At 61.4% G+C, this 25,089-nt stretch carries 21 protein-coding genes and 1 tRNA gene; 17 read left to right on the top strand and 5 right to left on the bottom strand.

Translation table 11 applies throughout. From position 1 onward, the window contains the following. Positions 1–13 precede the first annotated feature (13 nt). The 10 genes from IB238_RS16370 to IB238_RS16325 all read left to right on the top strand — a co-directional run bounded on the left by IB238_RS16370 (position 14) and on the right by IB238_RS16325 (position 13,033). Positions 14–3,772 (top strand): nitrate reductase subunit alpha, encoded by a 3,759-nt coding sequence (locus IB238_RS16370; protein ID WP_192249063.1) that lies wholly within the window; start codon positions 14–16, stop codon positions 3,770–3,772. Beyond that, positions 3,769–5,307, top strand: a complete 1,539-nt coding sequence (gene narH, locus IB238_RS16365) for a nitrate reductase subunit beta (protein WP_192249061.1) — start codon at positions 3,769–3,771, stop codon at positions 5,305–5,307. The genes IB238_RS16370 and narH overlap by 4 nt, the downstream gene beginning before the upstream one ends. Next, positions 5,307–6,020: a nitrate reductase molybdenum cofactor assembly chaperone gene (gene narJ, locus IB238_RS16360; protein ID WP_192249058.1), complete on the top strand. Its 714-nt coding sequence runs from the start codon at positions 5,307–5,309 to the stop codon at positions 6,018–6,020. The genes narH and narJ overlap by 1 nt, the downstream gene beginning before the upstream one ends. A 13-nt stretch (positions 6,021–6,033) precedes the next feature. Next, positions 6,034–6,753, top strand: coding sequence for a respiratory nitrate reductase subunit gamma (narI, locus tag IB238_RS16355; RefSeq protein WP_192249055.1), 720 nt, complete (start codon positions 6,034–6,036; stop codon positions 6,751–6,753). A 25-nt stretch (positions 6,754–6,778) separates the two neighbouring features. Beyond that, the gene (locus IB238_RS16350) at positions 6,779–7,678 is read left to right on the top strand and encodes a peptidylprolyl isomerase (protein ID WP_246723707.1); all 900 of its coding nucleotides are present in this window, start codon (positions 6,779–6,781) and stop codon (positions 7,676–7,678) included. 99 nt (positions 7,679–7,777) lie between these two features. Then, on the top strand, positions 7,778–8,479 hold the full coding sequence (gene can / locus IB238_RS16345) for a carbonate dehydratase (protein ID WP_192249049.1): 702 nt from the start codon (positions 7,778–7,780) through the stop codon (positions 8,477–8,479). A gap of 21 nt (positions 8,480–8,500) precedes the next feature. After that, entirely contained in the window at positions 8,501–9,046 is a 546-nt protein-coding gene (locus IB238_RS16340; RefSeq protein ID WP_192249023.1) for a DUF2478 domain-containing protein, read from the top strand. Positions 9,047–9,325: 279 nt separating this feature from the next. Then, the gene (locus IB238_RS16335) at positions 9,326–9,583 is read left to right on the top strand and encodes a hypothetical protein (protein WP_192249020.1); all 258 of its coding nucleotides are present in this window, start codon (positions 9,326–9,328) and stop codon (positions 9,581–9,583) included. Between the two features lie 374 nt (positions 9,584–9,957). After that, positions 9,958–11,490: a gamma-glutamyltransferase gene (gene ggt, locus IB238_RS16330; protein ID WP_192249017.1), complete on the top strand. Its 1,533-nt coding sequence runs from the start codon at positions 9,958–9,960 to the stop codon at positions 11,488–11,490. A 349-nt stretch (positions 11,491–11,839) separates the two neighbouring features. Continuing rightward, positions 11,840–13,033 carry a succinylglutamate desuccinylase/aspartoacylase family protein gene (locus IB238_RS16325; RefSeq protein WP_192249736.1) on the top strand — a complete coding sequence of 398 codons (1,194 nt, stop codon included), beginning with the start codon at positions 11,840–11,842 and terminating at the stop codon, positions 13,031–13,033. 171 nt (positions 13,034–13,204) lie between these two features. On the opposite strand, the gene IB238_RS16320 is transcribed toward IB238_RS16325, so the two are convergent. The 3 genes from IB238_RS16320 to IB238_RS16310 all read right to left on the bottom strand — a co-directional run bounded on the left by IB238_RS16320 (position 13,205) and on the right by IB238_RS16310 (position 17,258). After that, a tRNA-Arg gene (locus IB238_RS16320) sits at positions 13,205–13,281 on the bottom strand. A gap of 140 nt (positions 13,282–13,421) precedes the next feature. Continuing rightward, entirely contained in the window at positions 13,422–14,888 is a 1,467-nt protein-coding gene (locus IB238_RS16315; RefSeq protein ID WP_192249014.1) for a HAMP domain-containing sensor histidine kinase, read from the bottom strand. Positions 14,889–15,254: 366 nt separating this feature from the next. Continuing rightward, a complete protein-coding gene (locus tag IB238_RS16310) occupies positions 15,255–17,258 on the bottom strand; it encodes a methyl-accepting chemotaxis protein (RefSeq protein WP_192249011.1) in 2,004 nt (667 codons plus the stop codon). Between the two features lie 414 nt (positions 17,259–17,672). Here IB238_RS16310 and rpmH point away from each other — a divergent pair, with 414 nt between their 5' ends. The 6 genes from rpmH (at position 17,673) to IB238_RS16280 (ending at position 22,513) form a co-directional block, all read left to right on the top strand. Then, positions 17,673–17,810 carry a 50S ribosomal protein L34 gene (rpmH, locus tag IB238_RS16305; RefSeq protein WP_108001706.1) on the top strand — a complete coding sequence of 46 codons (138 nt, stop codon included), beginning with the start codon at positions 17,673–17,675 and terminating at the stop codon, positions 17,808–17,810. 33 nt (positions 17,811–17,843) lie between these two features. Beyond that, positions 17,844–18,233 carry a ribonuclease P protein component gene (rnpA, locus tag IB238_RS16300; protein ID WP_192249008.1) on the top strand — a complete coding sequence of 130 codons (390 nt, stop codon included), beginning with the start codon at positions 17,844–17,846 and terminating at the stop codon, positions 18,231–18,233. Further along, positions 18,230–20,023 (top strand): membrane protein insertase YidC, encoded by a 1,794-nt coding sequence (gene yidC / locus IB238_RS16295; protein WP_246723683.1) that lies wholly within the window; start codon positions 18,230–18,232, stop codon positions 20,021–20,023. The genes rnpA and yidC overlap by 4 nt, the downstream gene beginning before the upstream one ends. Positions 20,024–20,179: 156 nt before the next feature. Continuing rightward, a complete protein-coding gene (locus IB238_RS16290; protein WP_192249003.1) occupies positions 20,180–21,088 on the top strand; it encodes a DMT family transporter in 909 nt (302 codons plus the stop codon). A gap of 75 nt (positions 21,089–21,163) precedes the next feature. Then, complete coding sequence (gene yihA, locus IB238_RS16285) at positions 21,164–21,817, top strand: ribosome biogenesis GTP-binding protein YihA/YsxC (RefSeq protein WP_192249000.1); 654 nt, start codon at positions 21,164–21,166, stop codon at positions 21,815–21,817. 165 nt (positions 21,818–21,982) lie between these two features. Then, the gene (locus IB238_RS16280; protein WP_192248997.1) at positions 21,983–22,513 is read left to right on the top strand and encodes a DUF1269 domain-containing protein; all 531 of its coding nucleotides are present in this window, start codon (positions 21,983–21,985) and stop codon (positions 22,511–22,513) included. Between the two features lie 125 nt (positions 22,514–22,638). Here IB238_RS16280 and IB238_RS16275 read toward each other — a convergent pair whose 3' ends face one another. Continuing rightward, positions 22,639–23,361, bottom strand: a complete 723-nt coding sequence (locus IB238_RS16275) for an anti-sigma factor (RefSeq protein ID WP_192248994.1) — start codon at positions 23,359–23,361, stop codon at positions 22,639–22,641. Continuing rightward, positions 23,358–23,897, bottom strand: coding sequence for a sigma-70 family RNA polymerase sigma factor (locus IB238_RS16270; RefSeq protein WP_192248990.1), 540 nt, complete (start codon positions 23,895–23,897; stop codon positions 23,358–23,360). Before IB238_RS16270 ends, IB238_RS16275 begins: the two co-directional genes overlap by 4 nt. A gap of 270 nt (positions 23,898–24,167) precedes the next feature. Between IB238_RS16270 and argB the strand changes: the two genes are divergently transcribed. Then, the gene (gene argB, locus IB238_RS16265) at positions 24,168–25,055 is read left to right on the top strand and encodes an acetylglutamate kinase (RefSeq protein ID WP_192248987.1); all 888 of its coding nucleotides are present in this window, start codon (positions 24,168–24,170) and stop codon (positions 25,053–25,055) included. The last annotated feature ends 34 nt before the right edge of the window (positions 25,056–25,089 follow it).

The raw sequence follows: 25,089 nt of genomic DNA, 5'->3' as shown, positions 1-25,089 counted from the left end.
GCAGGAGCATAGCATGAGCCATCTACTGGACCGCCTGAACTTCCTGACGCGGAAGAATGTCGGAACTTTTTCCGAGGGTCACGGCGTGACCACCGGCGAGAATCGCGACTGGGAGGACGCCTATCGCAAACGCTGGCAGCACGACAAGATCGTCCGATCAACTCACGGAGCAAACTGCACCGGCTCCTGTTCGTGGAAGATCTATGTCAAGGGCGGGATCGTCACCTGGGAAACGCAGCAGACCGACTATCCGCGTACCCGACCGGATCTTCCCAACCACGAGCCGCGCGGCTGTTCGCGCGGTGCCAGCTACAGCTGGTACATGTATTCCGCCAACCGGGTGAAATATCCGTTGATCCGCTCCCGCCTCCTGAAGCTGTGGCGCAAGGAACGCGCGATCAAGACGCCGATCGGCGCCTGGGCGGCGATCCAGGAAAACCCGGAAAAGCGCGCCGACTACATGAAGCTGCGCGGGCATGGCGGCTTTGTGCGGGCGACCTGGGATGAAGTGAACGAGATCATTGCCGCGGCGAACGCCTATACGGTGAAGACCTACGGGCCTGACCGGGTCATCGGCTTTTCGCCCATTCCGGCGATGTCGATGGTCTCCTATGCCGCGGGCTCGCGCTACCTGTCGCTGCTCGGCGGCGTCTGCATGTCCTTCTACGACTGGTACTGCGACCTGCCGCCGGCCTCGCCCATGACCTGGGGCGAGCAGACCGATGTGCCGGAGTCGGCCGACTGGTACAATTCCGGCTTCCTGATCCTCTGGGGCTCCAACGTGCCGCAGACCCGCACGCCAGACGCCCACTTCTATACCGAGGCGCGCTACAAGGGCGCAAAATCCGTCGTCGTCTCGCCGGACTATTCGGAGGCTGCGAAATTCTCTGACCTCTGGCTGCACCCCAAGCAGGGCACCGACGCCGCGCTCGCCATGGCGATGGGCCACGTCATCCTGCGGGAGTTCCATCTCGACCGGCAATGCGAGTATTTCGAGGACTACTGTCGGCGCTATACGGACATGCCGATGCTGGTCAAACTGGTCGGCAAGGACGGCCATTACATCCCCGACCGTTTCGTTCGCGCCTCGGACTTCACCGGTGGTCTCGCTCAGGCCAACAATCCGGAATGGAAGACGGTCGCTGTCGACAGCAAGTCCAAGCAGTTCGTCTCGCCGGGCGGCTCGATCGGCTATCGCTGGGGCGAACAGGGCAAATGGAACCTCGAGGAGAAGGACGGCAAGGGCAACGACGTCGAACTTGCCATGAGCTTCATACTCGACGGCGAACACGATGCGATCGCCGATGTCGCCTTCCCCTATTTCGGCAATCGTGAGCACGACTTCTTCGAGGGCACCGACCACGACAGCGTGCTCGTGCGCAAGGTGCCGGCCCGCAAGGTCAAGCTTGCCGACGGCGAGATCCTCGTCGCAACGGTGTTCGATCTGTTCGTCGCCAACTACGGCCTCGACAGGGGGCTCGACGATCCGAACTCGGCCAAATCCTATCAGGACAATCTGCCTTACACGCCGGCCTGGGCCGAAAAGATCACCGGCGTGCCGCGCGACCAGATCATCGCGGTTGCCCGTGAATTCGCCAGCAATGCCGAAAAGACCAACGGTCGTTCCATGGTCATCCTCGGTGCCGGTCTGAACCACTGGTACCACATGGACATGAACTATCGCGGCATCATCAACATGCTTGTGATGTGCGGCTGCATTGGCCAGTCCGGCGGGGGCTGGAGCCACTATGTCGGGCAGGAGAAGCTGCGACCGCAGACCGGCTGGACTGCGCTTGCCTTCGCACTCGATTGGAACCGGCCGCCGCGCCACATGAACTCGACCTCGTTCTTCTATGCGCACACCGACCAGTGGCGCTACGAGACGCTGAAGGTCGACGAGATCCTGTCGCCCACGGCACCGGAAGGACCGTGGGACGGGACGCTGATCGACTACAATATCCGTGCCGAGCGTATGGGCTGGCTGCCGTCGGCCCCTCAGCTCAAGACCAATCCGCTGCAGGTATCGAAGGATGCGAGTGCGGCAGGAAAGGACGCCAAGGACTACGTGGCCGAGCAATTGAAGGCCGGGACGCTGTCGATGTCCTGCGAGGACCCCGACCATCAGGCCAACTGGCCGCGCAACCTGTTCGTCTGGCGTTCCAACCTGCTCGGCTCGTCGGGCAAGGGGCATGAGTATTTCCTCAAGCACCTGCTTGGCACGCAGCACGGCGTGCTCGGCAAGGACCTCGGCGAGGAGGGGCGGCAGGCGGCCAAGGAGGCCGTGTGGCACGACGAGGCGCCGGAAGGAAAGCTCGATCTCCTGGTGACACTCGACTTCCGGATGTCGACCACCTGCGTCTATTCGGACATCGTGCTGCCGACTGCCACCTGGTACGAGAAGAACGACCTCAACACCTCGGACATGCATCCCTTCATCCACCCGCTGTCGAGTGCTGCGGACCCGGCCTGGGAGGCGCGCAGCGACTGGGAGATCTTCAAGGGCATCGCTAAGAAATTCTCCGACATAGCGCCGGAAATCCTCGGCGTGGAGAAGGACGTCGTGCTCGTCCCGACGCTTCACGATACCGCCGGCGAGCTGGCCCAGCCGCTTGATGTCAAGGATTGGAAGAAGGGCGAGATCGAACCAATCCCCGGCAAGACCATGCCGACGGTCGCAGTTGTCGAGCGGGACTATCCGAACCTCTATAAGAAGTTCACCTCGGTCGGCACGTTGCTCGAAAAGCTTGGCAACGGCGGCAAGGGCATTGCCTGGAACACCGATCACGAAGTCGACCTGCTTGCCCGTCTGAACGGCGTCGTACAGGAGGAAGGCGTCACCAAGGGGCGGCCGCGGATCGAGAGCGACATCGATGCGACGGAAGTCATCCTGTCGCTCGCGCCGGAAACCAACGGCGAAGTTGCGGTCAAAGCCTGGGAGGCGCTTTCCAAGTTCACCGGCCGGGACCACACCCATCTCGCCATCCCGAAGGAAGACGAGAAGATCCGCTTCCGTGATGTCGTTGCCCAACCGCGCAAGATCATCTCTTCGCCAACCTGGTCGGGCCTGGAATCGGAGAAGGTTTGCTACAACGCCGGCTACACCAACGTGCACGAGCTGATCCCTTGGCGCACCCTGACGGGCCGCCAGCAGCTCTACCAGGACCACCTGTGGATGCGCGCCTTCGGTGAAGGCTTCTGCGTCTACCGGCCGCCGATCGACACCAAGACCGTCAATCCGACGATCCGGGCAAAGGCGGACGGCAAGCCGCATCTGGTGCTGAACTTCATCACCCCGCACCAGAAGTGGGGCATCCACTCCACCTACAGCGACAACCTGATGATGCTGACGCTCAACCGCGGTGGTCCGGTCGTCTGGATTTCCGAGCCGGATGCCAAGCGAGCGGGGATTGCCGACAACGACTGGGTCGAGGTCTACAACGCCAACGGCGCGATTGTTGCCCGCGCGGTCGTTTCCCAGCGCATGAAGGACGGAACGATATTCATGTATCACGCGCAGGAAAAGATCGTGAACACGCCTGGCTCGCCGCTCACCGGCCAGCGCGGCGGCATTCACAACTCGGTGACGCGGGCAATCACCAAGCCTACCCACATGATCGGCGGCTACGCCCATCAGTCCTATGGCTTCAACTACTATGGCACCGTCGGCTCCAACCGCGACGAATTCGTCGTCGTGCGCAGGCTCGAAACCGTGGACTGGATGGAAGGCCCGCACCCGGACGCGACGGCTTACAAGAAGGAGGCGGCAGTATGAAAATCCGCGCACAGATTGGTATGGTCCTGAACCTCGACAAGTGCATCGGCTGCCACACTTGTTCGGTCACCTGCAAGAACGTCTGGACCAACCGGGAAGGGGTCGAATACGCCTGGTTCAACAACGTCGAGACGAAGCCGGGCGTCGGTTTCCCGAAGGAATGGGAAAACCAGAAGAAGTGGAACGGCGGCTGGGTCCGCAAGAAAAACGGCAAGATCGAGCCGAAGATGGGTGCGAAGTGGCGCATCCTGGCAAAGATCTTCGCCAATCCGGACCTGCCGGAGATCGACGACTACTACGAGCCGTTCGACTTTGACTACGGTCATCTGCAGAGCGCCGGCGAGAGCCGGGCAACGCCGACAGCGCGCCCGCGTTCGATGTTGACCGGAGAGCGGATGGAAAAGATCGAATGGGGCCCCAACTGGGAGGAAATCCTCGGCGGCGAATTCAACAAGCGCTCCAAGGACTACAATTTCGACGGCGTCGAGAAGGAGATCTACGGCCAGTTCGAGAACACCTTCATGATGTACCTGCCGAGGCTGTGCGAGCACTGCCTCAACCCGACCTGCGTGGCGGCCTGTCCGTCCGGAGCGATCTACAAGCGCGAGGACGACGGCATCGTCCTGATCGACCAGGAGAAATGCCGCGGCTGGCGCATGTGCGTCTCGGGTTGTCCCTATAAGAAGATCTACTACAACTGGAATTCGGGCAAATCCGAGAAGTGCATCTTCTGCTACCCTCGCATCGAGGCGGGCCATCCGACCGTCTGCTCGGAAACCTGTGTCGGACGCATCCGCTATCTCGGCGTCATCCTCTACGACGCCGACCGGATTTCGCACGCAGCATCAACGGCGAGCGACCAGGACCTCTACGAGGAGCAGCTGAAGATCTTCCTCGATCCGAATGACCCGGTTGTCATCGCCCAGGCCCGCAAGGACGGCGTGCCGGAAGCCTGGCTGGAGGCAGCCAAGCGCTCGCCGGTCTACAAAATGGCCATGGACTGGAAGATCGCCTTCCCGCTCCATCCGGAGTACCGCACCTTGCCGATGGTCTGGTACATTCCGCCGCTCTCGCCGCTCCAGTCTGCCGCCCAGTCGGGCAAGCTCGGCATGGACGGCCCGCTGCCGGACGTCCGGTCCATGCGTATCCCGGTTCGCTACCTCGCTAACCTGCTGACCGCCGGCAAGGAAGCGCCGATCGTTTCGGCGCTCGAACGCATGCTCGCCATGCGCGCCTATATGCGCACCAAAACCATAGACGGCGTGATCGACTCGGGCATCGCCGCCAAGGTCGGCATGAGCGGCGAGATGATCGAAGAGATGTACCACATCATGGCCATCGCCAACTACGAAGACCGTTTCGTCATCCCGACGACGCATCGCGAGGTCACCGAGGACGCTTACGACGTTCGCGGCTCCTGCGGTTTCTCCTTCGGCAACGGCTGCTCCGGCGGCAGCTCCGACGGCGATCTCTTCGGTGCCAAGCGTCGCAAGGTCGTGCAGACCCCGACCGACATCTTCAAGGAGAATGTGTGATGAACCGGGTTTTGAAGATCGTATCGCTGCTTCTGAGCTATCCGGACGAGGAACTGTTATCCGCCTGCGGGGAGTTGAAAACGGCGCTGCAGGCGGAAAAGGCGATCGGACCGGAGGGAAAGCAACTGCTCGCTCGGCTCCTCGACGACCTTGCCGGTCACGAGCTCTACGATGCGCAGGAGCGCTACGTGCACCTGTTTGATCGCACGCGCTCGCTGTCGCTGCATCTTTTTGAGCATGTGCATGGCGAAAGCCGCGACCGCGGCCAGGCCATGGTCGACCTCATGGCGATGTACGAGGACAACGGCTTCCTCATCGACGCGAAAGAGTTGCCGGACTATCTGCCGCTCTTTCTCGAATACCTGTCGACCCGGCCGCAGGCGGAGATCGACGAACTCCTGGCGCAGACCGGACATATCACGGCAGCGTTGGGCGAGCGGCTGAAGAAGTGCCGCTCGATTTATGCGAACGCGTTTGCCGCACTCGGCCTTCTGAGCCGCAACAAACCCGACAGCAAGCTTCTCGATGAGTTGCTCAAGGGAACGGAGGACGATCCGGACGACCTCGCAGCGCTCGATCGCATCTGGGAGGAAGAGGCGGTCACCTTCGGCGGCAATGCCGGTGAAAACAGCTGCGGCCCCGACCGACTGCGCACGCAGATCCGGGCGGCGTCCCGCAGGCCGGACGGTCCGGCGATCACCCCATCAGTCTAGAGGAGAACAGGCGATGTCTGCTTATCTCAATTTCGCACTGTTCGGTATCTATCCATACATTGCACTGGTCGTTCTGGCCCTCGGCTCCATCATCCGCTACGACCGCGAGCCCTACAGCTGGCGCTCCGGGTCGAGCCAGCTTCTGCGGCGCCGGCAATTGATGTGGGGTTCGGTTCTGTTCCATCTGGGCGTGCTGTTCATCTTCTTCGGCCATCTGGTCGGCCTATTGACGCCGATCGCCATTTTCGATGCGCTGGGCATCAGTCACAGCGCCAAGCAGATGCTGGCAGTCGTCGCCGGCGGCGTGGCGGGCTCCTTCGCGATCGTCGGCGCGACGCTTCTCGTCCATCGGCGCCTGTTCGATGAGCGGGTGCGGGCGTCATCGACTACCTCGGACACGCTGATCATTATCCTGCTGTGGATTCAGCTGTTCCTCGGGCTTTCGACTATTCCGACGTCGCTTGCCCATCTGGACGGTCATGAAATGGTGAAGTTCATGAACTGGGCGCAGGGGATCTTTACCTTCGACCCGGCAGCAGCCTCCTATGTCGCCGATGCCGCGCTGGTGTTCAAACTGCACCTCTTCCTCGGATTGACGATCTTCCTTCTCTTCCCCTTCACACGGCTCGTCCACATGCTGAGCGCGCCGGTGCGCTATCTCCGGCGGCCGGGCTATCAGGTGGTGCGCCAGCGCAACCATAGCTCGCCCACCAGTCATGTTGCGGCGGAGTAGGGCGATGGTCACGCTTTTCGACAAAATGCGCGATGGCGGCTCCGTGCCGTCGCCCAAGGATGCTCCCACGGGCAGCTATTCCACCTACCAGGAGCCGGACACCCGCGTGCCGCCCAGGGCCCGGCCGCTGTTTGGCGCGGTGTCGGTCAATGGCGTGGAGATTGCCGAGAGCGACATCCTCGCCGAGGCGCAGAACCACCCGGCCGAAAATCCGGGTGCTGCACTCGCCGCTGCGGCAAGGGCGCTGGCAATCCGTGAACTGCTGTTGCAGCGGGCGATGGAGATCGGCCTTGCCCCTAAGCCGGAAGAGGATGCCGAGGGACGCGCCGAGACGGGTGAGGACGCCAAGATCCGGATGCTCATCGAGCAGGAAGTCGAAGTGCCGTCCGCGACAGCAGAGGAGTGCTTGCGCTTCTATGAGAGTAACCGGGCGAGGTTTCGCAGCGAGCCGATCTTCGAGGCGAGCCACATCCTGATTGCCGCCGATCCGGCGGACGCGAAGGCGCGCGACACGGCATGCCTGGATGCGCAGCGATTGACCGGTGTTCTCATTGAGCACCCAAGCGAGTTCACGACGATGGCGCGAACCCATTCCGCCTGTCCGTCGGCTGCCCAGGGCGGCAATCTTGGGCAACTGACGCGCGGCAGCACCGTTGCGGAATTCGAACGCGCATTGCAGCGGCTTGAGGAGGGCGAGATCACCACCAACCCGGTGGAAAGCCGTTTCGGGTTTCACATCATCCGGCTGGAGCGCCGGATCGACGGCGAAGATCTGCCGTTCGACTTCGTGCGGGAGCGGATTGGCGGATGGCTGGAAGCGTCGACCTGGTCGAAGGCTGTTTCGCAATTCATCGCGATCCTCGCTGCCGAGGCCGCGATCACCGGGATTGACCTCCTCGGCGCCGATGGCGGCCTGGTGCAGTAGTGCGGTGAAGATGACCCGCAAGGTGGAGAAGTCTCGACGAGGCGCTCCGCTCCGCCTTGCCAGACCGCCCGGGAAGGGCGATCTGAAAGGAGTGCTTGCATGCTTTCTGATCTCTTTGATCACAATAGACGCTGGGCTGCGGCCAAGCAGACCGAGGATCCGGATTACTTCGACAAACTGTCGGCGCTCCAGCGTCCGGATTATCTTTGGATCGGCTGTTCCGACAGCCGCGTGCCTGCCAATGTCATCACCGGCCTCCAGCCGGGTGAGGTCTTCGTTCATCGCAACGTGGCGAACCTCGTCCACCGTGCCGACCTCAACCTGTTGTCGGTGCTCGAATTCGCCGTCGAGACGCTGGAGGTTACGCACATCATCGTCTGCGGTCACTATGGCTGCGGCGGGGTGCGCGCCGCCATGGACGGGCACCGCCACGGGCTCATCGATCATTGGCTGCAACCGATACGGGACGTCGCGCAAGTCCATTGTGCCGAACTTTCGGCCCTTGCAGAGCCGGAGGATCGATTGAACCGCCTTTGCGAAATGGCTGTGGCCTCGCAGGTCGAAAGCCTGTCGCGCACGCCGATCTTGCAGTCGGCCTGGAAGCGCGGCCGAAATCTCACGGTTCACGGTTGGATCTATGGGCTGAAAGATGGACTGCTGCGTGACCTCAATTGCGATTGCGACCGCAGTTCGACGCAGTTTCGCTGTGACGGGACGGAGGAGCGTTGCTTCGATCGGAGTGACGGAGGGTTCCATGCCCGCAACACCCCCGCTATCGTGGGTGCCATTCGGGAGCGCTGATTTCGCATGGAAGGTCACATAATGGACAATGAACTTCCTCTCCTGGCTGCGATCAGGGCTGAAAAGGACCATTCAGTTGATGACCTCCTTAAAGCCGCTGCAGACGCGCTGATCGCCGACGGAGGCAGGGTCGCCGGCTTCCTGCAACGGGAGAGTACCGGCGAAGGGGAGTGTTGCGGCCGGATCGAGCTGCAGGAGATCGCCACCGGCGCCAGCTTCGTCATTTCTCAGGCGCTCGGATCAGGAGCACGTGGCTGTCGCCTTGACCCACAGGCCCTTGCCGCTGTTGCCGGTCCGTTGCATTCGAGTCTCGATGGCGAACCCGATCTGTTGATCCTCAACCGCTTCGGCAAGGGCGAAGCTGAGGGACAAGGGTTTCGCGCCGCGATCGAGGAGGCCTGTGCACGCGGCATTCCGGTGCTGACAGCCGTGCGCGAAGGCTATGTCGAGAGTTGGCTGGCCTTCGCCGGCGAGCTCGGCATACTCTTGCTCCCCACACAGGCCAGCGTCGTCGATTGGGTTCGGCGAGCGAGTTCCACTGCGAGACGGTCGCGTGATGCGGCGTGAACGGCAGATTGAATTTGGGCCAGGGCCGGATACGCCGTCGCTCATCGATCCCTGTGATGAGCCAGCCCTTTCGCGGCGCGCGATTGCCCCCCGTCATTACGCGTGGACAAACGCCTCGGAGCCTTCCGGGTGATGCCCAACCCTATCCAAATAGGCGCGTAAGCAGGGATCTGAGGTATTCATCAGCTACTATCGTCTTAGTCGGTTGCCGGTTGGAGCGGTCGGGAGCAAACTTGCCACCCCCATCGGGAGGCGCTTGCCTCGAAGGGAGGTGCATGAATGCCCAATTTCATGAGTTCCCAAGATATGGATCCCGCCGATCTGGCCACGCTTCAAGACCTGTTCGACAACCTGTGCCAGCAGGAACATATCGCCCACCGCTCCGCAGCCGCTGATGAGGTCGCCAAGCGCGTAATGCAGCTCTACAGAGCTGGCGTCAGAGATCGTTCGGTCTATCTGGCGATCTTTCGCAAGCGAAAGCGCCACACCAATTCAGATCGCCTGACGGAAATCTATCATAGAGGTAGGGTGAACTAGTGCATCTCTCCTGAAAGTGGAGACTGAAATCGGGATAAATGCAGATAATAACCAAATGCGGGAGGTTGAGTCCCCTCACGCAGAGGTTGGGCGTCTGCGCATGCGGGACAAGCTTAACGCTCCCTGTGTAATGGCAGTATTGGTCTGCATGATAGCCTGAAATTGAGCCATGTTGGCCGCCATCTTTCAATATGTGATGGATCAAAGAGTCGGGTATGATTTCAGGCGCAACACGATTGTGGCCACCGGAAATCCGCCCATAGACCCAAGTACTGCTTGCGTGTACCGTCGTGCTCATCCGCCTTGCTCAAACGACCATGACGCCACGCGATTTCCATATCCCCGGTCGGTCGCCTGTCTACGCACGCGAAGGAATGGCCGCGACCTCCCATCCGCTTGCGAGCGTGGCAGCCGTCGACATTCTCAAGGCTGGCGGTACGGCGGCCGATGCGGCCGTCGCGGCGGTCGCCACGCTTTGCGTCGTCGAGCCGGCGATGACGGGTATCGGTGGGGACTGCTTTTGCCTCGTGGCGAAGCCAAATGCGCCGGTATGGGGCTACAACGGCTCGGGCCGCGCGGCGTCTAACGCCACGATCCAGCGGATGCTCGCGGAGGGGCTGCCGCGCAAGATTCCGGCGACCTCGCCGCATGCAGTTACAGTGCCAGGCGCGATCGACGCATGGGAGACGATCCTCAGGGCACACGGCCGATTCGACCTTGGCAAGGTGTTGCAGTGCGCCATCCGCCTTGCTGAAGACGGCTTTCCGATCGCACCGCGCGTCGCAACCGACTGGGCCATGTTGGTAGACAAACTCATTCCGCATGCTGGCTCGGCGAAGCATTTTCTGGTGAACGGCAAGCCGCCGGGGGTTGGACAGGTGATGCGCATGCCGGCGCTTGCCGCGACCCTGCAAGCGATCGCTGCAGGCGGTGCGCAGGCGCTCTATGAGGGAGCGATCGCCGCTGATATCGCCGCAACCGTTCAAGACGCAGGCGGACTGCTTACATCAGAAGACCTGGCACGTCACAAAGGCGATGTCGTCGAGCCGATTTCGACGAACTATCGTGGGCTTGATATTGTCGAATTGCCACCGAACGGTCAGGGGCTGACGGCGCTGGTATTGCTGAATATCCTTGAGGCGTTTGATCTGAAGAGTCTCGATCCGCTGGGTGCGCCGCGGCTGCATCTTGCGCTCGAAGCCGCACGGCTCGCGTTCGGCATACGCGATCTGCACATCGCAGATCCTCAGTCCATGCGTGAGCCGACCGCCGGGCTGCTCGACAAGGATTTTGCAAAGAAGCTTGCGAAGCTGCTCGATCCCGGCAGGCGGGTGCCGCTACCGACAGCGCCTACGCCATCGAGTGATACGGTCTATCTCACGGTCGTGGACCGCGACCGCATGGCTGTGTCGCTCATCAACTCGCTCTATTCAGGATTTGGCACCGGTATCTGCACAGAGAAGACAGGCGTGATGTTGCACAACCGGGGAAGTGGGTTTGTGATCGAGCCGGACCACCCAAACGCCATAGCGCCCGGCAAGCGACCGATGCATACGATGATGCCGGCACTTGCGATGCGCGATGGGCGTTGCGCGATCTCATTCGGCGTGATGGGCGCAGACTTCCAGCCGATGGGGCAGGCGCATCTCGTCACCAACATGGTCGACTACGGAATGGATATTCAGCAGGCGATCGACGCGCCGCGCGCTTTTTACGCGGGCGAGATCACAGAGGCAGAGCGCGGCGTGACCGAAGAGGTGATTTCCGCGTTGAGGTCACGCGGACACAATATCGTGCTCCGTCAGATGCCGCTTGGTGGCGGGCAGGGTATTGTCATCGACTGGGAGAACGGCAATCTGATTGGCGGCTCCGACCACCGCAAGGACGGCTGCGCCATCGGCTACTGAGGTTGCCAACGGGCGATCTGCGTTTCGGCCTCGGCATCTATGCCGGTACCCCATTTCTGCTTTGGCGCCCCGATGATCAGGAAATGGCGCACCCGACAGGAGGAAGTTGGGAACGCGGCATATTTAAGCGGCAGCTCAGCTTTGCGCCATCTCTGGACCCTGACGAACGTTGCCGCAAGATCGCAAGCGCCGACATGCCTCCCGCAGAAATCACACAACCTTGCGCGTCAGCGGCATACCCGTATTTTAAGCCACGCGGTATTTTGCAAACGATGTGCATTCCGCGGCGTCGTACGAACCTTGCCTTTCACGATGACAGTTGCCGTTCACAATCACAATGGAGTTCATCATGCCGGACAAGTCTGCAAAAGGCATCGATCGCCGCGAATTGATAATGGCATCCATTGCCACGGTCGGCGCCGCGGCCGCGGCCGCCGTCAGCGCTGGTGCTGCGAATGCCAAGGATACAGCGACATCCCCTGCCAATCCGGCATCAGGAACGGTCTACACCGGCGATGTTATCGAAGGCAAAAAGGTTGTCAGTGCGCTCGACGTCGACGATCTGGAGCCCGGCAAGAAGCACCTTTTGTATTTTCAGGGCGTCGAGATGCCGACCGGACAGCATTGGTATGTATCGGTGATGGTGGCCAAGGGCGTGCGGCCAGGCAAGCGCGGCGTCCTGACCAGTGGCGTCCATGGCGACGAGATGAGTTCTGTGCATACGGTCCAGACCGTGATGAACCAGCTCGACCCAGCGCAGATGTCGGGAACAGTGATGGCGGTCACAGACGTGTCACGCCCGGCCCTGGTAAGCATGCAGCGCAGATGGCCCAATCAGGGCAGAGGCATCGATCTGATCGATATGAACAGGGAGTGGCCCGGCAACGAGAACGGCGCCACCGCAGCCAGCCGACACGCCGGTCTTCTGTTCAACCGGCTGCTGCGGCCGAACGCCGACTTCGCGATCGACTTCCACACCGGGACAACCGGCTTCGAAGTCACCGCATTCAATATTGGCGGCATGGATGTCCCCGAGGTCAAGGCGATGGTGGAGCTCTATCCCGTCGGCCAGATCTTCGACAATCATGTATATCCCGGTGTCCTGCACAACGCGTTTATGGACGTGGGCATCCCGTCTTTTACGCCGGAAATCGGCGCTGCGCGTGTCCTGAATCTTGAGATGATCTCGCTCTTCGTGGAAGGCACGATGAACGTCCTCAAACATCACGGCATCGTTGCCGGGCCGATCGGACGTACAAGCAAGGACGTCACTGTCTTTGTCGGTAACAGCGCGTTCCCGATCCTGGCCACCGCGGGCGGGCTTGTTGAGCATCTGGTTAAACTCAACGACAAGGTTGAAGCCGGACAGAAGGTTGCCATCCAGCGCGATAGCTTCGGTGAGGTGGTTGCCGAGTATACAAGCGGCGTGGCCGGAGAGATAACGGGTCAGCGCAGCGATGCAATGTCCGAGCCCGGCAACCCCTTGGTGTTCATCCTTTTCAATAGGCCGGGGCCGGAGGACGTTCAGGTCTATCCCGAGTAGTTGCCGCATCAGCGTCAAGGCCGATGACACGACCTTCAGTGTGGCCGTTCACGATGGCTAGCTCGTCTTTTGCGGGGCTTGTCGTAGATGCCGTTGACTACGAGCGCGTTTCTGCTGGGTCGATCGCGGAACACAGCAGTACCCAGTTTGTTCTGGCGTGGTGGAAGGAAATGGCGCACCCGAAGAGATTCGAACTCCTGACCCCCAGATTCGTAGTCTGGTGCTCTATCCAGCTGAGCTACGGGTGCGTTTTCAGCGGTGGGCGTGTTGCCCGGCTGCGAGCGATCTCCTAAAGGGTCCGCCGCGCTAATGCAAGCGCCTTTTCGAAAAAAATTCAAACAGGAACTGGTTCCGGCGGCACGGCACGAGCGGCACCGGGTGCATGAAACTAGGACGCCTTGTTACGGAAGGCGGCAAGCGAAACCGGGCGGTCGGGAAGTTCGATGCGGAACTGTGTGCCTTCGCTCGCCTTCTCCACAAGCGCAATTGTCCCCCCGTGGGCGAGGACCAGCTCGCGGGCAATGGCGAGCCCAAGCCCGGTTCCGCCCGAGCGAGCAGAACCGCGGAAGGCCGTAAACAGGTTCTCGCGCGCCTTGGCCGGCATGCCGGGGCCGGTATCGTCGATCGTGATCGAAACCACGCTGCCGGTGCGCACTGCCGAGACGCTCAGGCGGCCTCGTTCGCGTCCCGGATGCTGGGTCAGCGCCTCGACGGCATTGCGGCAGATGTTGTGAATAATCCGGAAGAGTTGTTCGCTGTCGGCATCCACCTCCAGGGAGGATTCGATCTGCAAGGCGAAATCAATCTCCGAAAGCGGGTCGATCGCGAGCATTTCCGAGACGTCCACCACAAGGGGTTTCAGCGGAAGGAAACGGCGGCGCGGCGCCGGTTCGCGCATCCGCCCATAGGCGAGCACATCGGTGGTGTAGCCGACGGCCCGGTCGATCGTGCGCAAAAGCTTCGGCGCGAAGCGCTTGACGACGGGATCGTCCACATCCGCCAGCCGATCCGACATCAATTGTGCCGACGAAAGGATGTTGCGCATGTCGTGGTTGATCTTCGACACGGCAAGCCCGAGGTCGGCGAGGTTCTTCTGTTCCCGCAGCGTTCCCTGCAGCGCTCTTTGCATTTCCGCGAGGTGGACGCCGGCGACTGCCAGTTCGTCATGCCCCTCGGAGGGCTGGAGCACGCGGGCGGGGTCGGTCGGGTCGGCGGCGAAGTCGCGCATGCTGCCGGTCATCCGGCGAATCGGCCGGATCAGCATCCGATTGAGGGCCAGAAAAATGAGGCCGCCGGCGATCGCCGATAGAATGACCGTCAGGATGAGGACGTTGCGCGCATAGACCAGCATGGCTTTGCGCAGCGCCTTGTCCGCCAGCACGATCTCGATCGTCGCGTTGCTGTCGCCGATCGGGCCATAGGCGCGAATAATGCGATCACCACCGAAGATCAGCGTGTCGAAGGCGTCGCGGATGGCCGAGATCGGTTCCACAGCCGCCAGGTTGTATTGTGCATCCACTTTTGGCGGCATGTCGGCGATCGCAATTAGCCGCGAGGCGTCGTGGCGCCTGAGTACGATGGCCTTGGTCCCCGTCGCCATCAGTGTTTCGTCCTGCAGTGCGCGCGAAAGATCCTGCTGAGGAAATCCGTCGACGACGACAGCCGCCGCTGCCGCCGTGTTCAGTCGATCGCCGAGCCAGCGCACCCGCATGTTGGCAATGTAGGGGACGAAGATCAGAACCTCAGCCAACATGATGAAGGCGACCGTCAGGAGCAGCAGCCTACCGGAAAGGCCGGAGAGCGCGCTCGGCATCGGCACATCACCCAGCATCGGGGGCGCTTCGTTATCCTTCATGGCGAACTCCTGGCCATTCCGCAGTACGTCATGGCGGCATGCTGGCGACGGACCATACCAAACCCCTCCGGGTCTGCGACGCCTCGAAGCCTGCGGAGTGCAGGCTGTTGCATTCTCTCGAGGTCGAATCCGCGGGCGCTTGCGCGCCCTCCAAATCAAGCAACATCATAGGGGATGTGATGCCAATTTCCAACCGCGCGCGGCCCGGGCCTTCTGTGGAACTCGGCAAATCATAACGGTTGCGATCCGAAGTCAACCACTGCAGGGTGTCGCATTTGGCAGCAGGCTGATCTGTCCCCCTCTCAAACGACAAGGGGCGGCGGATTTGGTTCCGCCGCCCCTTGGCGAGATGGATGCGAAGTGGGATCAGAACTCCTCCCAGCCCTCCTGGGCAACCGCCTGGGCAGCGCTTCCCCGGCCGCCGAAGGCCCGGGCGACATTGCCCATCATGCGGCGTGCAGGGGATGCGACCGGCCGATGTGTCGGCTGCGCGGATGCAACATGCTGTGGGGCGTCGCCGGTGCGGAACCGCGAGACGAGGCTTGCGAGGCTGTCGGCTTCGGTGTTGAGCTTGTGGGTCGCAGCCGAGCTTTCCTCTACCATCGCCGCATTGTGTTGCGTGACCTGGTCCATCTGGTTGACGGCGGTGGAGACCTCGTGGAGGCCGGTCGCCTGTTCGCGCGCCGCTGTTGCGATCGAGTGGATGTATTCGTTGATCTTCAGCACGCGGTTCTCGATGTCCGAAAGCGACTCGCCGGTTGCCTGGACATATTTCACGCCGATCGCAACCTCGTCGCTGGACTTGGTGATGAGCCCCTTGATGTCCTTGGCTGCACTTGCGGCACGCTGAGCAAGCTCGCGCACTTCCTGGGCGACGACTGCAAAGCCCTTGCCGGCGTCCCCGGCGCGTGCGGCCTCCACACCTGCGTTCAGTGCGAGCAGGTTCGTCTGGAAGGCGATCTCGTCGATGACGTTGATGATCTGGGTGATCTCGTTGGATGCCTGTTCGATGCGACCCATTGCATCGACGGCGTTGCGAACGACGTCACCGGACTGCTTGGCGCTGCGGGTTGCCTCGCCCACCATCACGGTGGCCTCCTGCGCCCGCTCGGTGGAGTTCTTCACGGCCGCGGTGATTTCCTCCAGTGCCGCGGAGGTTTCCTCTAGGGCGGCTGCCTGCTGCTCGGTGCGCTTGGACAGGTCGTCCGAAGCGGTGCGAAGTTCGCCGGAGTTGGCATTGATCGAGTCCGTCGAGGCGCGAACCTCACGCATCGCCTTTTGCAGCGTCGCCAGCGTATTGTTGACGTTCGTCTGCAGTTCGGCGAAGGCGCCCTGGTAGGATCCATTCATTTTGCCGGTCAGGTCGCCCTCGGCAAGTGCGGCGATGACGCGACGGGTCTCGTTGATGCCAGCGTCGACGCTGCCAACGAGTTCGTTGACGCTCGCGGCGAACCGGTTCAGGTCGTCGTTGCCGTAGTCCTTGTGGATGCGCTGCTTGAAGTCGCCCGCTGCGGCGGCATTCACCACCGTTGCGATGCTCGACTGTAAGTCGGCACTCTTCTCGCGCAGGATGTGTTCCTGGGCGTTCAAGTCACGCACCTCGATGGCGTTCTGGCGGAACACGGCGACGGCGGCAGCCATGTCACCGATTTCGTCCTTGCGGCCGCCATAAGGCACTTCTGTCGAAAGATCGCCAGCGGCGAGTTTCTTCATCGTGTCGGTCACGTTCTGGATCGGCCGGCTGAGCTGGTTGGTCGCGACGTAGAAAGCCGCGCCACCGCCTGCGGCAAGGCCGAGAACGACAGTTGAAAGCACGAGCGTGAGCATCAGCGTCTCGAAGGCCGAGATGTCGGCCTTGATCGCATCAAGGTTTTCCCGGTCGGTCTGCACGACCGCGTCGATTTCCTCCTGGAAGGCCTTGCGGTTGGCGCGGTTTGCTTCGTTGTTGCCCTGCTCGTTTGCAGACTGCGGCGAGACGTCGGTGCCAAGGCGGGCCGTCTCCGCACGGAAGGTGCGGAATTCCGCCGCGCGGCTGACGACGGCTTCGAACGCCGGCAATTGCGCTTCCGGAACCTTCGGTTTCCATTCGTTCAGGGTTGCGTCGATGCCGTCGAGTTGCTTCAGGATGCCGTCGGCGAATTTCTTGGCCGCGTCGGTCGTGTCCGAGCTGTAGACGCCGCGTGCTTCCATGACGACGGCGGTGACCTGGCGGTTCAGGTGTTCGCCCAAATAGGCGCGGTCGGCGGCGTTCTCATATTGCCGCAGCTTCTGATCGTATTGGTAGACGACGCCGAGCGCCATGCCGCCGATGAGGATCGAAATCAACCCCATGACCCCGACGATGAGGTAGATCTTTGTACGTATCTTCATGTGCGGTATCCCCCGAATGCACAGCCGAAAAAATCGCGATCCAGCTGATATGTCTTGACGCGTATTTTGCGACGCTACTCGTTAAAGGTTAATGAGAAATCTAATGATTTCAGCGCGCGAGGGGCTGGGCAATTTTGTTTTTTATCAAGAATACAATGGGATTCTAATTGATGCGCCGTGAGGCAATCGCGTTGAGGCGATCGCTGGCGCAGGCTTTGGTTGCCATTTCGCGTTAACGATTTCGGTAGTGGCCGATGCTGCCACCCGGAATTGACTTTTCCGCTGCTTTCGCCCTATAAGCCGCCCACGTTCGGACAGGCTCGGCTTCCCGGAAGCACTTGCCGTGTCAGCGAACGTAACGCTCCTTGCTTAACGCAAACCCAAGAAGGGCCGCACACCGCGGTATTAAAATAAATGTCGAAGCGTACCTATCAGCCTTCCAAGCTTGTTCGCAAGCGCCGCCACGGCTTCCGTGCCCGCATGGCCACCAAGGGCGGTCGCGCGGTTCTGTCCGCTCGCCGTGCACGCGGCCGCAAGCGTCTTTCGGCCTAAGGCCGCGCTTGCCCGAAGCGAGATTGCCGGGCAATGACGAAGAATGACGAAAAATCGACTGTCGGACGGCTGAAGAGCCGCCCGCAGTTTCTTTATGTGCGGGAGGGTGAGAAGCGCAAAGGGCCGCTCTTCCTTCTGGAGATGCGCGACCGGCATGAACCGGATTCTCTGCCGCGCGTCGGCTTTACCGTTACAAAGAAGCATGGCAATGCCGTTGAACGGAACCGGATGCGCCGGCGCCTGAAGGAGGCCGTGCGACTATCCGCCGGGTTTGCAATGCAGCCCGGACACGACTATGTCATTGTCGCCAGACGCGACATCCTTCATGCGTCCTTTGCAGAAATCAAGGACCGCCTTCGCGAGCGCATCAGCAACAGGCAGAAACACAAGAGGCCGGCTTCCGCGGGCCCCGGGAAAGAATGATGGAAAACAACCGCAATTATTTCGTGGCGATTGCGCTGTCCGTGCTGATCCTGATCGGCTGGCAGTTCCTCTACGTCAATCCGAAGATCGAGCGCGAAAGGGCGGTCGCCGAGTTGCAGGCGGACATGGATAAGGCCAAGCCTGACGCCGCGACGGGCACGGCGACGACCACCACGCCATCGCCCTCCGGTGCTGCAGTTCCCGGTGCGACAGCGGAAAGCCGCGAGGCCGCTGTCACAGCGTCGCCGCGCGTTGCCATCGAGACCGACGCGCTGCAGGGCTCGATCAATCTGACCGGCGCGCGTTTTGACGACCTGAAGCTGCGGGAGTTTCACGAGACCGTCGATCGCTCAAGCCCGATCATTACGCTTTTGAGCCCCGCCGAGACCGAGCACGGCTATTTCGCGGAGGTCGGCTACGTCGGCAACGAAACCACTGGCCAGGTGCCCGGCCCACAGACGGTCTGGACGCAGGAAGGCACGGGCAAGCTGACGATGGCTACCCCGGTCACGCTGACCTACACCAACGACAAGGGCATCAAGTTCGTCCGCACCATCTCGGTCGACGAACACTACATGTTCCAGATCGCCGACTCGATCGAGAACACGACGGGCGTTCCGCTGTCGCTCTCCAGCTACGGCCGCGTCACCCGCTTCTCCAAGCCCTCGACACCCAGCATCTACGTGTTGCACGAGGGCTTTATCGGCTACCTCGGCGAACTCGGTCTGCACGAGGTGAAGTACTCGGCCGCTGAAGAGGACACGACGATCGAGCCCGGCAGCGCCACCAGCGGCTGGCTCGGTATCACCGACAAGTACTGGGCAACGGCGCTGATCCCGCCGCAGACGATCCCCTACCAGACCCGCTTCTCGCACTTCACCGACGGCCGCCCTCGCTTCCAGGCGGATTTCCGCCAGGACGCGATCACCATCGCGCCGGGCCAGAAGGGTGAAGTCAAGAACATGGTGTTCGGTGGCGCCAAGGAAGTGCCTGTTATCGACGGCTACAAGACGAACCTCTCGATTCCCCGCTTCGATCTGATGATCGACTGGGGCTGGTTCTGGTTCTTCACCAAGCCAATGTTCCAGCTTCTGGACTTCTTCTTCCGCTATTTCGGCAATTTCGGTGTGGCGATCCTGATCACCACGATCGTGGTGAAGGGGCTCTTTTTCCCGCTCGCCAGCAAGCAGTACGCTTCGATGGCGAACATGAAGCGGCTGCAGCCGAAAATGGAGGAACTGAAGGCCAAGTTCGGCGACGACAAGATGGGCCTGCAGCAGGCGATGATGGCACTCTATAAGGAAGAGAAGATCAATCCGCTTGCGGGTTGCTGGCCGATTCTTCTGCAAATCCCGGTCTTCTTCGCGCTATACAAGGTCATCTACATCACGATCGAAATGCGGCACGCGCCCTTCTTCGGCTGGATACAGGACCTGTCTGCACCGGATCCGACTTCGATCTTCAACCTGTTCGGCCTGCTGCCGTTTGACGTACCGCAGGCACTGCTGATCGGCGTATGGCCGCTGGTCATGGGCGTCACCATGTTCCTGCAGATGCGCATGAATCCGACGCCGCCCGATCCGACCCAGGCGATGATCTTCACCTGGATGCCGGTTGTCTTCACCTTCATGCTCGCGAGCTTCCCGGCCGGCCTCGTCATCTACTGGGCCTGGAACAACACGCTCTCGATCATTCAGCAGGCAGTCATCATGAAGCGCCATGGCGTCAAGGTGGAACTGTTCAGCAACCTGAAGGGCCTGTTCGGGAAAAAAGCGGATCCGGCGAAATAGCCGGACCCTCGTTCTCAACACTTCGAAGCCCCGGTACGCCGGGGCTTCTTTCGTTTGCCATCCCCAATTCCCGCACTTGCGACACAGGGGCGTCGCTGCTACGTGCCCTGCTTGCTGGCCATCTGCCATGTCTTATCAATTCGCACGAAAGCAACCATGTCCGCACCTGTGACCCACCCAACCGCCAACTCCGAGGCCCGCAAGCGCGGCTATGGCGCGGCACTCGTGCTCGGATCGGCGATCGTCTGGAGCTTCGGCGGTACGCTTGCGAGAATGCTCGACATCGAGGACGGCTGGACAGTTGTCTTCTGGCGCTCGCTGTTTGCGGCCTTTTTCCTCCTTGGCTTCATGCTCGTGCGCGACGGCCGCCGCGGCACCGCCCGGATGTTCTCTGAAATGGGTCTGCCGGGCATCGCCGTCGGGGTGTGCTTTGCAACTGCCTCGACTTCATTCATTCTGGCGCTCGCATATACCACCGTCGCCAACATCCTCCTGATCCAGGCCAGTGTTCCTCTGATTGCGGCCCTGATGAGTTGGGTACTTTTTCGGGAACGAATAGCGCTGCATACCTGGATCGCGATCGCCGTCGTCATTTGTGGCGTCGGGGTGATGGTTTCGGGATCGATCACCGGCACGGTCTCGCCGATCGGAGATGCGCTCGCGCTGCTAATCGCCTTCGCATTCGCGTCCGCCACTGTGATCACCCGGCGTTTTTCCCATGTGCGGATGACGCCGGCGGTTTTTACTGGAACGGTTCTGGCTTGCGGTATGGCGGCGACGCAAGCGACGGACTATTCCGTCACCCCGTCGGATCTCGGGATCCTTGTCGTGTTCGGCGCGTTCAATTTCGGCTTGGGTCTTGCACTGTTCGTGACAGGCGCCCGGCTGGTCCCCTCGGCGCTTGCTGCGCTGCTTGGCACGGCGGAAACTGTCTTGGCGCCCCTTTGGGTGGCGATCTTTCTTGGCGAAGTGCCGGGCGAGCGCACTATCGTCGGCGGTTTCATCGTGCTTGCCGCTTTACTTGGTTATCTTGGCGTTGAGGTGTGGCGGCAAAGGCGTAGCTGACGGTGGAGCGCTTGTCGCTTGACATTGCGGGCCAAAACCGTGAAGCCGGGGCGGACAGTTCGGGAAGGCCAGACGATGACTTCGACAAATTCCGGCGACGATAAACCGCTCTTCGGCCGGCCGTGGATCTTCATTCGCGGCGTGCCGGCCATGAAGTTCCTGCCGCCGGAGGGTCCGCCGGAGATCGCTTTCGCCGGCCGCTCGAACGTCGGCAAGTCCTCGCTGATCAATGCCCTGGTCGGCCACAAGGGGCTTGCCCGCACGTCCAACACACCCGGCCGAACCCAGGAGCTGAACTATTTCGTGCCCGACGGCTATTCCGGCGAGGCGGGAGACCTTCCGCCGATGGCGCTCGTCGACATGCCCGGCTATGGCTACGCACAGGCGCCCAAGGAGCAGGTCGACGCGTGGACGAAGCTCGTCTTCGACTATCTCCGTGGGCGATCGACGCTCAAGCGGGTCTATGTACTGATCGACAGTCGCCACGGCATCAAGAAGAACGATGAGGACGTCCTGGATCTTCTCGACAAGGCCGCGGTCTCCTATCAACTCGTCCTGACCAAGACGGACAAGATCAAGGAAGCAGGCGTTCCGCGGCTTGTGAGGGAGGCGACTGAGAAGATCCGGAAGCGTCCGGCGGCCTATCCCGAGATCCTTGCCACGTCGTCGGAGAAGGGCAGGGGGCTCGATACCCTGCGTAACGCGATTGTGACCACTATCGCGCGTTGAAAAGGCACATCCCCCGAAACAATTGATCGGTGTCACTACCCGGTCATGAAACCTGCCCTATGTCTACCTCGCAGCACGCCGCTCGGCGTGCAAGGGGGCGCAGCTTTGTTTGGAAGCTGCTTGTGAATGGCTTTCGCCATCACGTTCGCAAACAGGAGCACACTCATGTCAGATTTGGTTGTAATTGGATTCGACACGCCGGATGAGGCGGACAAGGTCCTGGTGAAGCTGAGTGGTCTGAAAAAGGAATATCTGATCGATCTGGAGGATGCCGTCGTCGTCGTCCGTGACGCGGCCGGAAAGGTCCACCTGAAGCAAAGCCTCAACCTGACGGCGATCGGTGCTTCCTCCGGCCTGCTCTCCGGCGCGTTGTGGGGCGGTCTTGTCGGGCTTCTGTTCCTGAACCCGCTGGCGGGCTTTGCGATCGGCGGTGCGGTCGGTGCTGGCGCAGGGGCGCTTTCCGGTTCCCTCACCGACTACGGCATCGATGACAAGTTCATCAAGTCGCTGGGCGAAACGATTCCGAACAATTCCTCGGCCCTCTTCGTGCTTGTCCGCAAGGTGCAGCCCGAAAAGGTCTTGGCCGAGTTCGAAGGTCTGCGCGGCCGGGTCTTGAAGACATCGCTATCACCGGAACAAGAGAAGAAGCTGCAAGAGGCATTGTCCGGCGCGACCAACGCCCCCACTACATCCTGATCTACAGCACGGCTCCGCTGCTGACCTGCGGCGCGAACCACCCGACGCGAACTTGTATCACCTCGCTGGCACCACCTTCGCAAGCGAGGTGGTGCTGCCGCGGTTCTGAGAGCCGTTTATCCCGGTCAGCGGACCGACTGGGTCCTGCCGGACGCGATGACCGGGCCAGTAGCCGCACCGGTGGGTGAGCCGCCTAGTGGTTCCACACTTACGGCAAGAACGGCGTCGCGGGTTAGCCTCGAGCGCATTCCCGGCGAAACGGTGAGCTTTCCCTCGCCTGACTGCGGAAGTACGCCAAGGGAGGCCGGCGGTCGTCCCTCCTGCAGGAGCCAGAGTTCGAGCGATTTTGCACTTTCCTGCGCCGCTGCCATCGGTGTCACGGTCAGCACGCCCTTCGCCTCGTCATAATGTGCCACCAGGCTGATTGGATTGTCCTTGCCGGACAGTTCGGCAATCAGCCGGTTCGGCGATGAAGGGGCCAACAACTCGGACCAGGCCACAAGCAGCGTGGCAATGGCGGCGAGCGAGGCAAGCGCCACCGAACGCCAGAGTGCGAGCGAATTCCAAAAACCGCGTCCCGACCCTGACAGGCGGGCGTCGCTTGCGTCGAACAACCGGTGTTCGACAGCCGCATAGACCCGTGAGGGCGGCGTCACTGTCTCGAGCTCCTGGTTGATGGCAGAGAGATTCTCTTCCCAGCGGTTGACCATCGCCGCGAAGGCGCGATCGCTACGGAGGCGGTCCTCGACCTTGCGGCGATCCTCGGCCGACAGGACCCCAAGCACATACTCGCCGGCGATCACCTCGTCGCGGCGTGGGTCCCTGCTGTTCTGGTCGGACGATGTCATGGTCCCAGGCACTCTCTCAGTATCAGTAGACTTTGTCGAAGCCAGGTCTTCATGGTGTTGAGCGGAACGCCAAATTGCGTAGCGAGTTCCTCGTAGCTCATTGCCTCCACATAGGCCTGTCGCACTGCCGAAGCCTTTTCAGCCTCCAGTTGCTTCAAGCTGGCTTCGATGCGCCGCGCTTCGGATATCAGGGTGGAGCGTGCCTCGGGGCCAGGTTCGGCATCGCCGATATCATATGCTTCCTCGATGTCGCTTGCCACTGGTCTTCGCGCTCGGATCACGTCGATCGCATGGTAGCGGGCGACAGCAGCGAGCCAGGCAAAAGCGCTCGTTTCGTCCGGTGCGAACCGGTCCGCCCGTTGCCAGATTTTCACGTAGATATCCTGCAGCGCCTCCTCGGCGTCCTCGCGCTTGCCCAGCATACGCAGGCAGATGGGGAAGAGTTTCGCGCCCGTCAATTCGTACAGACGGCGAAACGCCTGCCTGTCTTGCAGACAAATCCGCCCGATCAGGTAAGCAATCTCGTCGTCACGCACGGGCGGCCTTCCTGGCTGGCGGGGCCGAGCTTTCCAAATCCGGGCGGAGCATATCAGGCGGGCGAGGAGGGGCGCCAGTTGTTCACCCCTTAGCAGAATGGATGAATTTGGCTGGGTGCCAGTCTGGATCATTCCATCGTCACACAACATGCGTTAAACAGGCGCCCGACGACAGCACCGCGCGCGTCATTGATGATGTTGCGCATAATCCTGTCTCCAAAGCGGCCTCGATTTGGAGACAGGATTATGCGCTAGATTTGCGAGGCCCCCATGTCCCTGACCGAAAGCGAAACCCAGGCCCGGCTGCTTGCGCAGGCCCTGCCCTACATGCAGCGCTACGAAAACAAGACGATCGTCGTGAAATACGGCGGCCATGCAATGGGCAATCCCGAACTGGGCAAGGCTTTTGCCAGCGACATCGCCCTACTGAAGCAGTCCGGAGTGAACCCGGTCGTCGTCCACGGCGGTGGTCCGCAGATCGGCGCGATGCTGACGAAGATGGGCATCGATTCGAAGTTCGAAGGCGGCCTGCGCGTCACCGACGAAAAGACCGTCGAGATCGTCGAGATGGTCCTGGCTGGCTCGATCAACAAGGAGATCGTGGCGCTGATCAACCAGACCGGTGAATGGGCAATCGGCCTCTGCGGCAAGGACGGCAACATGGTGTTCGCGGAAAAGGCGAAGAAGACCGTTGTCGATCCGGACAGCAACATCGAACGTATCCTCGACCTCGGCTTCGTTGGCGAGGTGGTCGAGGTCGACCGCAGACTGATCGACCTCCTGGCGAAATCCGAGATGATCCCGGTCATCGCACCGGTTGCGCCCGGCCGTGACGGCCACACCTACAACATCAACGCCGATACATTCGCCGGCGCCATCGCCGGTGCGCTGAACGCCACCCGCCTTCTGTTCCTGACGGATGTTCCCGGCGTGCTGAACAAGCAGGGCGAGCTGATCAAGGAATTGTCGGTCGCAGAAGCCCGCGCGCTGATCAAGGACGGCACGATCTCGGGCGGCATGATCCCGAAGGTCGAGACCTGTATCGACGCGATCAAGGCCGGCGTTCAGGGCGTCGTCATTCTCAACGGCAAGACGCCGCATTCGGTGCTGCTTGAAATCTTCACCGAGCGCGGCGCAGGGACATTGATCGTTCCCTGACAAACTGGGCAGACCGGACACTGCGACCCGCCGC

It is taken from the genome of Rhizobium sp. ARZ01 (assembly GCF_014851675.1).
Lineage (GTDB): Bacteria > Pseudomonadota > Alphaproteobacteria > Rhizobiales > Rhizobiaceae > Mycoplana.
The sequence above is the reverse complement of the archived record's forward strand: the minus strand, read 5'-3'. Positions and strand labels throughout refer to the sequence as shown.

Bases quoted from the DNA above. Each gene is read 5' to 3' on its own strand.
- IB238_RS16370 (WP_192249063.1), top strand. From the start codon at position 14: ATGAGCCATCTACTGGACCGCCTGAACTTCCTGACGCGGAAGAATGTC.
- narH (WP_192249061.1), top strand. From the start codon at position 3,769: ATGAAAATCCGCGCACAGATTGGTATGGTCCTGAACCTCGACAAGTGC.
- narJ (WP_192249058.1), top strand. From the start codon at position 5,307: ATGAACCGGGTTTTGAAGATCGTATCGCTGCTTCTGAGCTATCCGGAC.
- narI (WP_192249055.1), top strand. From the start codon at position 6,034: ATGTCTGCTTATCTCAATTTCGCACTGTTCGGTATCTATCCATACATT.
- IB238_RS16350 (WP_246723707.1), top strand. From the start codon at position 6,779: ATGCGCGATGGCGGCTCCGTGCCGTCGCCCAAGGATGCTCCCACGGGC.
- can (WP_192249049.1), top strand. From the start codon at position 7,778: ATGCTTTCTGATCTCTTTGATCACAATAGACGCTGGGCTGCGGCCAAG.
- IB238_RS16340 (WP_192249023.1), top strand. From the start codon at position 8,501: ATGGACAATGAACTTCCTCTCCTGGCTGCGATCAGGGCTGAAAAGGAC.
- IB238_RS16335 (WP_192249020.1), top strand. From the start codon at position 9,326: ATGCCCAATTTCATGAGTTCCCAAGATATGGATCCCGCCGATCTGGCC.
- ggt (WP_192249017.1), top strand. From the start codon at position 9,958: ATGGCCGCGACCTCCCATCCGCTTGCGAGCGTGGCAGCCGTCGACATT.
- IB238_RS16325 (WP_192249736.1), top strand. From the start codon at position 11,840: ATGCCGGACAAGTCTGCAAAAGGCATCGATCGCCGCGAATTGATAATG.
- IB238_RS16315 (WP_192249014.1), bottom strand. From the start codon at position 14,888: ATGAAGGATAACGAAGCGCCCCCGATGCTGGGTGATGTGCCGATGCCG.
- IB238_RS16310 (WP_192249011.1), bottom strand. From the start codon at position 17,258: ATGAAGATACGTACAAAGATCTACCTCATCGTCGGGGTCATGGGGTTG.
- rpmH (WP_108001706.1), top strand. From the start codon at position 17,673: ATGTCGAAGCGTACCTATCAGCCTTCCAAGCTTGTTCGCAAGCGCCGC.
- rnpA (WP_192249008.1), top strand. From the start codon at position 17,844: ATGACGAAGAATGACGAAAAATCGACTGTCGGACGGCTGAAGAGCCGC.
- yidC (WP_246723683.1), top strand. From the start codon at position 18,230: ATGATGGAAAACAACCGCAATTATTTCGTGGCGATTGCGCTGTCCGTG.
- IB238_RS16290 (WP_192249003.1), top strand. From the start codon at position 20,180: ATGTCCGCACCTGTGACCCACCCAACCGCCAACTCCGAGGCCCGCAAG.
- yihA (WP_192249000.1), top strand. From the start codon at position 21,164: ATGACTTCGACAAATTCCGGCGACGATAAACCGCTCTTCGGCCGGCCG.
- IB238_RS16280 (WP_192248997.1), top strand. From the start codon at position 21,983: ATGTCAGATTTGGTTGTAATTGGATTCGACACGCCGGATGAGGCGGAC.
- IB238_RS16275 (WP_192248994.1), bottom strand. From the start codon at position 23,361: ATGACATCGTCCGACCAGAACAGCAGGGACCCACGCCGCGACGAGGTG.
- argB (WP_192248987.1), top strand. From the start codon at position 24,168: ATGTCCCTGACCGAAAGCGAAACCCAGGCCCGGCTGCTTGCGCAGGCC.